11 protein-coding genes are annotated in these 12,083 nt (G+C 72.5%); 6 read left to right on the top strand and 5 right to left on the bottom strand.

The features are described from left to right. Positions 1 to 10: 10 nt before the first annotated feature. Entirely contained in the window at positions 11 to 1,432 is a 1,422-nt protein-coding gene (locus AB0C38_RS33835) for an L-fucose/L-arabinose isomerase family protein (RefSeq protein ID WP_360681406.1), read from the top strand. Between the two features lie 5 nt (positions 1,433 to 1,437). Beyond that, positions 1,438 to 2,835, top strand: a complete 1,398-nt coding sequence (locus AB0C38_RS33830; RefSeq protein ID WP_360681592.1) for a rhamnulokinase family protein — start codon at positions 1,438 to 1,440, stop codon at positions 2,833 to 2,835. A 125-nt stretch (positions 2,836 to 2,960) separates the two neighbouring features. On the opposite strand, the gene AB0C38_RS33825 is transcribed toward AB0C38_RS33830, so the two are convergent. Beyond that, positions 2,961 to 3,134, bottom strand: coding sequence for a hypothetical protein (locus AB0C38_RS33825; RefSeq protein WP_360681404.1), 174 nt, complete (start codon positions 3,132 to 3,134; stop codon positions 2,961 to 2,963). Between the two features lie 182 nt (positions 3,135 to 3,316). Between AB0C38_RS33825 and AB0C38_RS33820 the strand changes: the two genes are divergently transcribed. Further along, entirely contained in the window at positions 3,317 to 4,078 is a 762-nt protein-coding gene (locus AB0C38_RS33820; RefSeq protein ID WP_360681403.1) for an NPP1 family protein, read from the top strand. Here the strand turns inward: AB0C38_RS33820 and AB0C38_RS33815 are convergent. The 4 genes from AB0C38_RS33815 to AB0C38_RS33800 all read right to left on the bottom strand — a co-directional run bounded on the left by AB0C38_RS33815 (position 4,075) and on the right by AB0C38_RS33800 (position 6,822). Next, on the bottom strand, positions 4,075 to 4,671 hold the full coding sequence (locus AB0C38_RS33815) for a DsbA family protein (protein WP_360681401.1): 597 nt from the start codon (positions 4,669 to 4,671) through the stop codon (positions 4,075 to 4,077). The two genes, AB0C38_RS33820 and AB0C38_RS33815, sit on opposite strands and share 4 nt — an antisense overlap. Before the next feature lie 66 nt (positions 4,672 to 4,737). Then, positions 4,738 to 5,346, bottom strand: a complete 609-nt coding sequence (locus tag AB0C38_RS33810; protein ID WP_360681399.1) for a response regulator transcription factor — start codon at positions 5,344 to 5,346, stop codon at positions 4,738 to 4,740. Then, positions 5,343 to 6,419: a sensor histidine kinase gene (locus AB0C38_RS33805; protein WP_360681398.1), complete on the bottom strand. Its 1,077-nt coding sequence runs from the start codon at positions 6,417 to 6,419 to the stop codon at positions 5,343 to 5,345. The genes AB0C38_RS33810 and AB0C38_RS33805 overlap by 4 nt, the downstream gene beginning before the upstream one ends. Positions 6,420 to 6,429: 10 nt before the next feature. Next, the gene (locus tag AB0C38_RS33800) at positions 6,430 to 6,822 is read right to left on the bottom strand and encodes a hypothetical protein (protein ID WP_360681396.1); all 393 of its coding nucleotides are present in this window, start codon (positions 6,820 to 6,822) and stop codon (positions 6,430 to 6,432) included. Between the two features lie 132 nt (positions 6,823 to 6,954). On the opposite strand from AB0C38_RS33800, the gene AB0C38_RS33795 reads away from it, so the two are divergent. The 3 genes from AB0C38_RS33795 (at position 6,955) to AB0C38_RS33785 (ending at position 11,882) form a co-directional block, all read left to right on the top strand. Then, positions 6,955 to 7,998 carry a LacI family DNA-binding transcriptional regulator gene (locus AB0C38_RS33795; protein ID WP_360681395.1) on the top strand — a complete coding sequence of 348 codons (1,044 nt, stop codon included), beginning with the start codon at positions 6,955 to 6,957 and terminating at the stop codon, positions 7,996 to 7,998. A 17-nt stretch (positions 7,999 to 8,015) separates the two neighbouring features. Next, positions 8,016 to 8,504, top strand: a complete 489-nt coding sequence (locus AB0C38_RS33790) for a DinB family protein (protein WP_360681393.1) — start codon at positions 8,016 to 8,018, stop codon at positions 8,502 to 8,504. A 195-nt stretch (positions 8,505 to 8,699) separates the two neighbouring features. Continuing rightward, complete coding sequence (locus AB0C38_RS33785) at positions 8,700 to 11,882, top strand: TIM-barrel domain-containing protein (protein WP_360681391.1); 3,183 nt, start codon at positions 8,700 to 8,702, stop codon at positions 11,880 to 11,882. The last annotated feature ends 201 nt before the right edge of the window (positions 11,883 to 12,083 follow it).

Here is a 12,083-nt window from a genome sequence, read left to right as displayed (position 1 = left end):
AGGAGCTCCGATGACCCTCGACCGCATCACCCCGCGCAAGACCCGCGTCGGCCTCGTCGCGGGCGGGCTCGGCGCGTACTGGCCGCAGTTCCCTTCGCTGCTGCCGCAGCTGGAGGCCTCCGCGCGGCGCGTCGCTTCACGACTGTCCGAAATGGACTGCGAGGTCGTCGACGCCGGGTTCGTCTCCGACGCGCAGGAGGGCGCGGCTGCCGCGGAGAAGCTCCGGGTGGCGGGGTGCGACCTGATCGTCGGGTTCCTCACGACGTACCTGACCTCCAGCATGCTGGCGCCGGTCGCGCAGCGCTCGGGCGCGCCGGTGCTGCTGCTGAACCTGCAGCCGACCGAGGCGATGGACCACGAGTCCTTCGACACCGGCGCGTGGCTGGCCTACTGCGGGGCCTGCCCGCTGCCGGAGATGGCCAACACCTTCCGCCGGGTCGGCGTCGAGTTCCGCTCGGTGTCGGGGTACCTCGAGGATCCCCGGGCGTGGACGCGGATCGAGCGCTGGATCAAGGCGGCCGGTGTGCGGGCGGCGCTGCGGCACGGGCGCCACGGCCTGCTCGGGCACCTCTACCCGGGCATGATGGACGTCTCGACGGACCCGACCCTGGTGTCCGGGCAGCTCGGCGGGCACGTCGAGATCCTCGAGGTCGACGACCTGCGCGTGCGCGTCGAGAAGGTCACCGACAGCGAGACGGCCGACCGGGTCGCCCTGGCCTGTGATGTGTTCACTGTGGACGAGTCCGTTGTGGACGAGGACTTCGCCTGGGGCGCCCGGGTTTCCGTGGCGTTGGATCGGCTCGTCGAGGACTTCTCCCTCGACTCGCTGGCCTACTACCACCGAGGTCTCGACGGCGAGACGCACGAACGCGTCGGTGCCGGGTTCATCCTCGGCGCGTCCCTGCTCACCGCGCGCGGCATCCCGGCGGTCGGGGAGTACGAGCTGCGGACGTCGCTGGCGATGCTGGTCATGGACCGCCTCGGCGCGGGCGGCTCGTTCACCGAGCTGCAGGCGCTGAACTTCCGCGACGACGTGGTCGAGATGGGCCACGACGGCCCGGCGCACCTCGGTATCAGCGCCCGCAAGCCGCTGCTGCGCGGCCTGGGCGTCTACCACGGCAAGCGCGGCTGGGGTGTGTCGGTCGAGTTCGACGTCAAGCCCGGGCCGGTGACACTGTGCGGGTTGGCGCAGGGCCTCGACGGCACGTTTTCGCTCATCGCGTCCGAAGGCACGGTCGTGCCCGGGCCGCTGCTGCGGATCGGCAACACGACCTCCCGCGTCGACTTCGGGTGTGACCCGGGGGAGTGGACCGACGCGTGGTCGGCCAGCGGGATCGCGCACCACTGGGCGCTCGGGACCGGCCACCGGGTCGCCGAGCTGACGGCCGTCGCGGACCTGCTCGGACTGGAGCTGACCGTGGTGAACCCGTGAAGCGGGTGGCGGCCGTCGACCTCGGCGCGTCCAGCGGGCGGGTGATGGCCGGGACGGTCGGTCCGTCGGTCTTGAGCGTCGAGGAGGTGCGGCGCTTCCCGAACGGCGGGGTCCGCGCGGGCCCGGTGCTGTACTGGGACGTCCTGGGGCTTTACCGCGAAACGCTGGCCGGGATCCGGGAAGCCGGCGCGGTGGACGGCATCGGGATCGACTCCTGGGCCGTCGACTACGGGCTCCTGGACGAGCGGGGCGCGCTGCTGGGCAACCCCGTCCACTACCGCGACCCGCGCACGGACGGCGTGCCGTCACAGGTCGCGGCCAAGGTGTCCGACCGGGAGCTCTACGACGTCACCGGGTTGCAGCAGCTGCCGTTCAACACGCTGTACCAGCTGGTGTCCGAAGGTGACCGGCTCGACGCGGCCCGGACCATGCTGCTCATCCCGGACCTGCTGAACTTCTGGCTCACGGGCTCGATCGGGGCCGAGCGGACGAACGCGTCGACCACGCAGCTCTACGACGTGCGCGCGCGGATGTGGGCGGTCGATCTCGCCTCACGGGTCGGGATTCCGCCCGGGCTGCTGCCGCCGTTGCGCGACCCCGGCACGGTGGTGGGTACGGCTGCCGAGCTGTCCGGGCTGCCGGTGGTGGCGGTCGGTTCGCACGACACGGCGTCGGCGGTGGTCGCGGTGCCCGCTTCGCCGGGGGCGAACTTCGCCTACATCTCGTCCGGCACCTGGTCGCTGGCGGGCCTGGAGCTGCCGGCGCCGGAGCTGAGCGACGCGGCGCTGGCCGCGAACTTCACGAACGAAGGCGGCGTCGACGGCACGATCCGGTTCCTGCGCAACGTGATGGGCCTGTGGGTGCTGTCGGAGACGCTGCGGACGTGGTCCACTTCGGACCTGCCGGGGCTGCTCGCCGCGGCCGCCGCGTCGCCCGGGCTGGCGGCGGTCGTGGACATCGACGCGCCGGAGTTCCTCCCGCCGGGCGACATGCCGGCCCGTCTTTCGGCCGCCTGCACGGCGACCGCCCAGCGGCTGCCTTCGGAGCGGGGCGCGGTGGTCCGGTGCATCCTGGACAGTCTGGCGTTGGCGTACCGCCGCACGCTGCGCGCGGCGTCTTCGATCACGGGCCGCCCGATCGACGTGGTCCACATCGTCGGCGGCGGCGCTCGCAACGAGCTGCTGTGCCAGCTGACGGCGGACGCGTGCGGCGTCCCGGTGCTGGCGGGCCCGGTCGAGGCGGCGGCGCTGGGCAACGTGCTGGTGCAGGCGAGGGCGCTGGGGGAGGACCTCCCGGACCTGGCGGCGATGCGGGCTCTGGTGCGCGAGACGCAGGAGGTCCACCGCTACGAGCCCTCGGCCCGCGACGACTGGGACGCGGCCGAGGCCCGGCTGGCGAGTTGAGCCGGGCCGCTTCGCCCGCCGAGCCGGCCCGCTGAGCTGGCCCGCTGAGCTGGCCCGCTGAGCCGCCCGCTCACCTGCGGCAGCGAGCAGGCCGGCGGGATCGGCACGCCCGCCGAGCCACGCGCTCACCAGAGTGCCGCGAATGACTCATTCGCGGCGCCGGAGGTCCCGAATGAGTCATTCGCGACCTTCTTGCGGCGACCCTCCCGCGCCGATCCTCCCGCGGCGACCTGCCCACCCGGCCCGAACGTCATGAACGGGTCGTTCATCTCGTCAGGCGACATGAACGAGTCGTTCATGACGTCCCAACCCCGAGGATTCGCGCCCGTTCTGTCCGCAGTGCCGCTCACCGGACAGAAATGCGCGATCTTCCCCTTCTCCCTGCCCGACCCGGGCACACTCCCCGAAGCACGGTTGCGGGCCCGAGCGGCCGGCGGCGAGCCTGAGCACGGATCCGGCCCAGACCCGAGGGAGCACCGCGATGGCGCACCGAACCCGCACCTTGACCGTGGCGGCCGTCGTCGCCTTGGGCCTCTCCCTGATCGCACCCGGAACCGCCGCCGCCGATCCGCCGGGCGCCCTGCCCGGGAACGCCACCGACTTCGAGAAGACCTTCCAGCCGGCCTTCGACTACGACAAGGACGGCTGCTACCCGACCCCCGCGATCGGACCCGATGGAACGCTCGCTCCCGGCCTGTCCCTCGGCGGTGACACCAACGGCCACTGCCGCGACTCCTGGGACCTCGACACCACGAACTCCTACTCACGCGAGAAGTGCAACAACGGCTGGTGCGCCGTGATGTTCACCCTCTACTTCGAGAAGGACCAGGCCTCCCTCGGCCCGGGCAGCGCCGGGCACCGGCACGACTGGGAGCACGTCGTCGTGTGGGTCAAGGACAACCAGGTCGAGTACGTCGCGACGTCGCAGCACGGCGGCTTCGCGATCCACGACCGCGCGAGCATGCGTTTCGAGGGCACGCACGCGAAGGTCGTCTACCACAAGGACGGCGGCTCGACGCACTGCTTCCGCGCCGCCAACGGCAACGACGACCCGCCGGAGAACCACAAGGGCGCCTGGCAGTACCCGACGCTCGTCGGCTGGGACGGCTACCCGTCCGGGATCCGGGACAAGCTGACCCAGGCGAACTTCGGCAGCGCCACCTTCGGCATCAAGGACGACCAGTTCACCGGCAACCTCGCCAAGGCGAAGCCGGGCGGGATCCCGTTCGACGAGAACGCCTAGCTCGTCACCGGCGCGCTGCGGCCCCGCTTCAGCTCGAAGAACCCCGGGGTGCCGGTCACGAGCAGCACGCCGTCCCACAGCCGCCCGGCTTCCTCGCCGCGCGGGACCGGGCTGACGACCGGGCCGAAGAAGGCGGTGCCGTCCACGTGGATCGCCGGGACGCCGAGGTCCTCGCCGATCGGGTCGAGCGCCGCGCGGTTGCCGGCGAGCAGGTCCGCGTCGAGGTCCGGCGAATCGGCGGCGTCGGCGAGCGACGCGGGCAGGTCCACGGAAGCCAGCGCGGCGACGATCGTTTCGCGCGAGACCGGTGCCTTGTCGCGGTGGAAGCGCGTGCCGAGCGCCGTGTAGAGGCCGCGCAGCACCTCGTCCCCGTGCGCCCGCGAAGCGGCCAACGCTACGCGCGCGGGACCCCAGCGTTCGTCGAGCCACTTCCGGTACCAGTCGTCCACCGAGCGGCCTTCGTTGTGCAGCGCCAGGCTGAAGACGTGGAACCGCGTCCGGACTTCGCGGACGGCCTCCACCTCGAGGAGCCAGCGCGAGGCGATCCACGCCCACGGGCAGACGGGGTCGAACCACAGGTCAACGGTTTTCACCCGGCCACGCTAACCACGGGACCGGCCCGGCAGAAGATCCAATTCCGGCGTGCCGGACCGGGCCAATCAGAGCCATCCGCGCTCGTCCGCGATCCGCACCGCCTCGACGCGGTTGCGCGCCCCGGTCTTGGTGATCGCCGCGGAGACGTAGTTGCGGACCGTGCCTTCGGACAGGTAGAGCCGCGACGCGATCTCGGCGACCGTGGCCCCGGTCCGCGCGGTGATGAGCACGTCCCGCTCCCGCGCGGTCAGCGGCGACTCGCCGGCGGCCAGCGTCGCGACCGCCAGCGCCGGATCCACCACCCGCTCGCCCTTCCGCACGCGGCGGATCGCGTCGGCCAGGACGTCGGCGGGCGCGTCCTTCACGACGAACCCGGCCGCACCCGCGTCCATCGCGCGGCGCAGGTAACCGGCGCGCCCGAACGTCGTCAGCATGACGACGCGACAGTCCGGCACCTGCGCGGCGAGCACCGCCGCGGCCGCGAGCCCGTCCAGGCCCGGCATCTCGATGTCGAGCAGCGCGACGTCGGGCCGGTGTTCCCGCGCCGCGGCGACGACCTCGTCGCCGCGGCCGACGGACGCGACCACCTCGAAGTCGTCTTCCAGCGCGAGCAGCGCGCACAGCGCCTGGCGGACCAGCTCCTGATCGTCGGCGAGCAGCAGGCGGATGGTCACAGCGTCACCCGCACATGCCAGCCACGCGGCCGGACCGGCCCCGCCCGGAACTGCCCGCCGGCGGCCTTGACGCGTTCGCGGAGCCCGGCCAGCCCGGAGCCCTCCTCGGGGGAGCCGCCCACGCCGTCATCGACAACCTCCACAGTGGACTCGGTAACCGTGACCGCGCACCGCGTCGCGCGCGCGTGCCGGGCGACGTTGGTGAGCCCTTCGCGGACCACCCACCCGAACAGCTCCTGCCGGGCCGGGTCCACGACGTCGGTCGCGGTCGGCAGGTCGGCGGTCACGCCGCACGCGCGCAGCAGCTCGCGGCCGCGGGCGAGCTCGCCGGCGAGCGTGACGTCCCGGTAGCCCGACACCGCCGCGCGCACGTCGGTCAGTGCCTGCCGGGCGAGCGTCTCGACCTCGGTCATCTCCTCGCCCGCGCGGGCCTGGTCGGTGTCCAGGAGCCGCCGGGCCAGGGTGCTCTTGACGGTGATCGCGGTCAGCGAGTGGCCGAGCAGGTCGTGCAGGTCGCGGGCGATCCGGGTTCGTTCGGCCTCGGACGCCAGCCGCGCGACCTCGGCCCGGGCCTCGACCAACGCGGCGTTGGCCCGGACCGCCTCGGCGAAGGCGTAGACGACCAAGACGGTGAACACGAGCGCGACCGCCTGCGTCCACCCCGCGGTGTCCCACACCACCCACGGGACGACCAGCGCCGCGAGCGCGACGACGACCACGAGCGCTCCGGAGTAGCGCGGAAGCCGCGGCACGGCGAGGGACACGACGACCGTGGCGAGGAAGAACGCCTCGGCGTGGGCGAAGGGGAGCGCGGCGCCGAAGAGGACGGCCAATACCCCCAGCAGTGGCCAGAACCGCCGCGGCGCCCGCTGCGACGCGGCGCGCGCCGCGACGACGTAGCAGCCGACGAAGACGGCGACGATCACGCAGCCCGCGACCGCGGCGTTCCCGGTGGAGTGCTGCAGCACGCCGGGCACGGTCACCGCCGGGTAGACGAGCATGCCCGCGTCGAGCACCATCACCCGCCAGCCGCGCACCCAGCGCTGCACGTCGGCCGGCTCCGTCCTGTCCATCACCGGAACGCTACCGGGCCCGCGCCCGCCGGCCGTTGACGAGCACCGTCACCCCGAGCAGGAGCAGCCCGCAGACGGCCTGTTCGATCCGCAGCCACATCGGGAACAGCCCGGGCAGGGCGACGATGACGACGATCGCCACGAGCATGACGGCGGAAACGATCCGCAGTCTCAGCAGGCCCTTCTTCGACCCGCGGGCCGCGCTGCGGGCGAAGGCGAACGTCAGCAGCGAACTGGCGACGACGAGGACGGCGCGCACCCACACCGCGTCGGTCACCATCGCGTGGTCGTTGCGGAAAAGGACGATCGCGACGAGGGTGAGCACGGAAAGCGTGGCGTAGCCGCCGGTGAGCAGCAGCACGGGCCGGAAGCCCGCGGTTTCGGTTCTAGTCGTGGTGGTCATGCCGGAAATGGTCGTCGCGCAGGGTGTCCGGACGGCAGTGCCGTCCCTCAGCAGCCGCTCATGACATTTGTCATCGACACGACCTGGGTGAAGGGCTGGGAGAGCGCTCTCACAGCGTGCTACAAAGTAGGGGTGACGACGCATCCGCCCCCGGCGCCGCCGACCCTCGAGGACGTCGCGCGGGTCGCCGGCGTCTCGCGGGCCACGGTGTCCCGCGTGGTCAACAGCGTGCGCAACGTCGACCCGAAGCTGCGGGAGACCGTCGAACGCGCCATCGCCACCACCGGCTACGTGCCGAACCGCGCGGCCCGGTCCCTGGTCACGCGCCGCACGGGCGGGATCGCGCTGGTGGTGTCCGAGCCGGAACGGCACGTCGAAGCGTTCACCGGCGGCGTGTTCGGCGACCCGTTCTTCGGCCGGGTGGTCGAGGGCGTGGTCGCGCACCTGCGTCCCCAGGGGCTGCACCCGCTGCTGATGGTCGTCGACAGTGACGAAGAGCGGGCGCAGCTCGTGCCGAAGCTGCGGCAGGAGCAGGTCAGCGGGGTGCTGCTGATCTCGCTGCACCCGGCCGACGACCCGCTGCCGCGCATGCTGACCGACGCGGGCGTCCCGACGGCCTTGTTCGCGCGGCCGGGCCGCGCGGCGCCGGTGAGCTACGTCGACGTCGCCCACCAGGACGGCGCCCGGCTCGCGGCCGAGCGGCTCGTCGGACGCGGGTGCCACCGGGTCGCGACGATCGCGGGCCCGGCGGGGACACCGGCGGGCCAGGACCGGCTGGCTGGGTTCCGCGACGCGATGGCCCGCCACGGCCACGCGTACGTGGCGGTCGCCGAGGGCGACTTCACCGAGCACGGCGGCGAGCGGGCGATGGAGCGGCTGCTGGCCGAGGAACCCGCGCTGGACGGGCTGTTCGTGGCCAACGACCTGATGGCGTACGGCGCGTTGACCGTGCTGCGCGAAGCGGGCCGGCGAGTCCCCGACGACGTCGCGGTGATCGGCTTCGACGACAGCCGGGTGGCGCTGAGCTGCCGCCCCCGCCTCACGACGGTCCGCCAGCCGGTGGAGGAGATGGGCGCGGCGATGGCCCGGATGGTGCTGGACCGCATGGCCGACCCGGCCGGGCGCGCGGAGTCGGTGATCTTCGACCCCGAGCTGGTGGTCCGCGACTCGGCCTGAGCGATAGGTTCGGCGCCATGGCCGAAACCCAGCGGAAGCCCGTCCCGCGCGACGACGGTGGCGAGCTCGACACCGCGACGGCGTTCCTGAGCTTCGCGCGCGAGTGCGTCCTCAAGAAGACGGACGGGCTCACCGAGGAGCAGCTGCGCCGGGTCCTGGTCGGCTCCGGCACGACGCTGCTCGGCCTGGTCCACCACCTGACGGGGGCCGAGCGGGTCTGGTTCGGCCACCACGTCGCGGGCGGCGAGGACACCGGGGACCTGGGGATGGACGTTCCCGAGGGGCTCACCGCGGAAGACGTGCTGGCCGGTTACCGCGCGGCGATCGGGGAAAGCGACGCGGCGATCCGCGCCGCGGGGGACCCGGAGCGGCCGGTGGCCGTCGCGGTCGACGGCACCTTCCACACCCTGCGGTGGGTGCTGGCGCACATGACGAGCGAGACCGCCCGCCACGCCGGGCACGCCGACATCCTGCGGGAGCAGCTCGACGGCGTCACCGGCCGCTGAACCGGACCGCGCCGGGTGGCCGGTCGGGCAAGGAGCCCTGCCTGTCCGGACAGTTCCGGTCGGTGGTCTGGACATCCGGCCGATGGCTGTGCTCAGATCGAAATCGCCTTTTCCAACGTTGTAAATGTGGCTGGGTCCCCCTGACCGGAACGGAGTTCCGCCGTGCGGACGAGAGCAGCGAAAACCCTCCATCTAGTGAGCGTGCTGGCCGTCACCGCGGCCGTCATCACCGTCGGGACCCCGGCCGAAGCCGGGCACGCGGCACGCCAGACCGTCACCGCCGGGAACGCGCGTTTCCAGGTCCTGTCCCCGACCCTGATCCGCACGGAGTACGCGGGCGACGGCCGCTTCACCGACGCCGCCACCTTCAACGCCGTCGGCCGCGGCTCGTTCACGCCGCCGCCGTTCACGTCCACGACGTCGAACGGGGTGCTGACCATCCGCACCAGCGCGACGACCCTCACCTACAAGCTGGACTCCGGGCCGTTCGACGCCGGGAACCTCCAGATCCGCACCAACGCCGGCGCCGCGCCGGTGACCGCGGCGCCGTGGCGCCACCTGACCTGTGCGGTCGGTGCGCTGTGCGAGGCCGAAGACCTGACGGCCGACGGGCTGGGCGTCGCCACCGACCACCCCGGCTACACCGGGGAGGGCTTCCTCGCCGGGTTCGAGAGCACCGGCACCTCGGCCACCGCCGACGTCGTCGCCGCCACGGCCGGGACCTACAACGTGACCGCGCGGTTCGCCAACGGCCAGGGCGGGGACGGCCAGCACGTCACGCGCACGCTGAGCGTGTCCGTCGACGGCGGTGCGGCGCAGAAGCTGACCCTGCCCGCGACGGCCGACTGGAACACCTGGGCCACGGCGTCGGTGCCGGTCACCCTCGGCGCCGGCCGCCACAACCTCCGCCTCGAGCGGACCGCGGCCGACTCCGGCAACGTCAACATCGACGCCCTCGCGGTGCTCGCGTCGGGCGCGGCCTTCCCGCCCGCGTCGGCCCGTGCGTTCACCGGCTGCGCCCTGGACGTCAGCTGTGAGGCGGAATCCGGGCTGCGCGGGGGCTCGGCCGTGGTCGCGACCGACCACACCGGGTACGCCGGACGCGGGTTCGTCGCCGAGCTGAACCGCGGCTCGTCGCTGACCCACCGCGTCGTGGCCGTCCCCACCGCCGGCACTTACCAGCTGGACGTCCGCTACGCCAACGGCACCGGCGGAGACGGCCGCCACGAGACCCGGACCGCGACGGTCGCCGCGTCGGGCGTGACCCGCACGCTGTCCCTGCCCATCACCGAGAACTGGGACACCTGGGGGACGGCGTCGGTCCCGGTCGACCTCAAGGCCGGCACGAACGACGTCGTCCTCGGCTGCCCCGACGACACCAGCTGCCACGTCAACGTCGACACGGTCGCGGTCACCCGCACCGGGGCGGCCGCACCCCAGCCGCACCTCACGCTCGGCGGCTACCGGCGCGGCCTCGACGGCGTCAACGGCGACAACGGCACGCCGTCGCTCACCGAAGGGCTCCTGCACCAGGACGGCTGGTACCTGCTCGACGACACACCCTCCGCGCTGTACGAAGCCTCGGCCGGCAAGGTGACGCAGCGGCCGTCGCACGCCGGGAACCCCTACCAGGACGGCTACGTCTTCACCTTCGGGCACGACTACAAGGCGGGCCTGCGGGACCTGTCGATCCTGACCGGGCCGTCGGAGCTGCTGCCGCGCTGGGCCTACGGCGTCTGGTACTCGGAGTACTTCGACCGCACCGCGGCCGACTACCGCGACCGGATCCTGCCGCGCTTCCGCAGCGAGGGCGTGCCGCTGGACGTCCTGGTGACCGACACCGACTTCAAGGCGCCGGACACGTGGAACGGCTGGCAGTTCGACAAGACCAAGTTCCCGGACCCGGCGGGGTTCTTCGCCTGGTCGCACTCGCAGGGCCTGCACAACACCCTCAACATCCACCCGAGCATCATGGGTTCGGACCCGCAGTTCGCCCGCGCGCAGGCGACGGCGAAGGGCAAGCTGGTGAAGTCCGGGTGCGGCACGGACTGCTACGTCTTCGACTGGGGCGACCCCGACCAGCTCAAGGCGTACCTGGAGCTGCACGGGCAGATGATGAGCCAGGGCAACGACTTCTGGTGGCTCGACTGGTGCTGTGACTCGTCGAAGTCGAGCCTGCCGGGCGTCACGCCCGACTCGTGGATCAACCAGAAGTACGCCGACCTGGCCGCACCGGCGGTCGAGCGGGGCTTCGTGACGTCGCGGGCGTACGGCTCGCTGCAGGCCGGCGGGTACGGCGGCCCGGTCGGGCTGTCGACCGGACCGTGGGCCGACAAGCGCAGCACCGTCCACTTCACCGGCGACACGTCGTCGACGTGGGGCACGCTGCGGATGGAGGTCGGGATCACGCCGGCGGAGTCGGCGGCGACCGGCCTGTCGCCGATCAGCCACGACATCGGCGGCCACAACGACACGACCGGCCTGCGCGGCAGCGAGACGTACACCTCGGGCGGGCAGCAGCACCAGACGTTCAAGCTGCCCGACGACCTGTACGCGCGCTGGGTCCAGCTCGGCGCGTTCCAGCCGATCGACCGGCTGCACAGCAACCACAGCGACCGGCTGCCGTGGCAGTACGGCGACGCGGCGAAGGCGTCGGCGACGAAGTTCCTCAACCTGCGCGAGAACCTGGTGCCCTACACCTACACGCTGGCCCAGCAGGCGGCGACGACGGGCGTGCCGGTGGTGCGGCCGACGTACGTGGAGTACCCGGACGAGCCGGCGGCGTACACCGCGGCGCAGAGCGAGTACTTCTACGGCCCGGACATGCTGGTGGCACCGGTGACGTCGCCGGGGACGTCGGCGACGACCTCGGTGTGGTTCCCGCCGGGGCAGTGGACGGACTACTTCACGGGCAAGTCGTACGCCGGCGGCACGACGCAGCAGGTGACGTCGGACCTCGGGACGATGCCGGTGTTCGTGCGAGCGGGCGGCATCACGGTGACCCGGACGGCGGACGTCCCCAACGACGTCCAGAGCCCGCTGAACCGGGCGACGGTGACGGTGGCGCCGGGCGCGTCGGGTTCGTTCTCGCTGTACGAGGACAACGGGACTTCGTCTTCGCACAGTGCGACGACGCGGATTTCGTACACCGAGCGGCGCGGAGCCCACACGGTGACCGTCGAGCCGACCCGGGGCCGGTCCCAGGTCGCTTCCCGGGAGTGGACGGTCAAGTTCCTCGGCGTGGCGTCGGCACCTTCCCGGGTGCGGGTCGGCGAGGGCTGGGCACCGTCGCAGAGCTGGAAGTGGGACGCGGCAACGCAGACGCTGACCGTGACGGCCCACGGCGGCGGGCATGGGCCGGTGACGGTGACGTACTGAGACTGCCGGCGGGCGGAGCCGGTATTGCCGTCGGGGCCACCACGTGGGGTGGCGGCCCCGACGGCGCCCGGCTCGGCCACCCTGTGGGGTTGGTGGCCCTCTCCACAACCCGATCCGTGCTCACATCGACGCACGGCTCAGGCTGTAGCTTCAATCGCAAGTCCGTGAAGGCCACATTGAGGGACTTCAAGTCCCTCAATG

Origin of the sequence: Amycolatopsis sp. NPDC048633 (genome assembly GCF_040650695.1) — a bacterium.
Taxonomy (GTDB): domain Bacteria; phylum Actinomycetota; class Actinomycetes; order Mycobacteriales; family Pseudonocardiaceae; genus Amycolatopsis.
The sequence above is the reverse complement of the archived record's forward strand: the minus strand, read 5'-3'. Positions and strand labels throughout refer to the sequence as shown.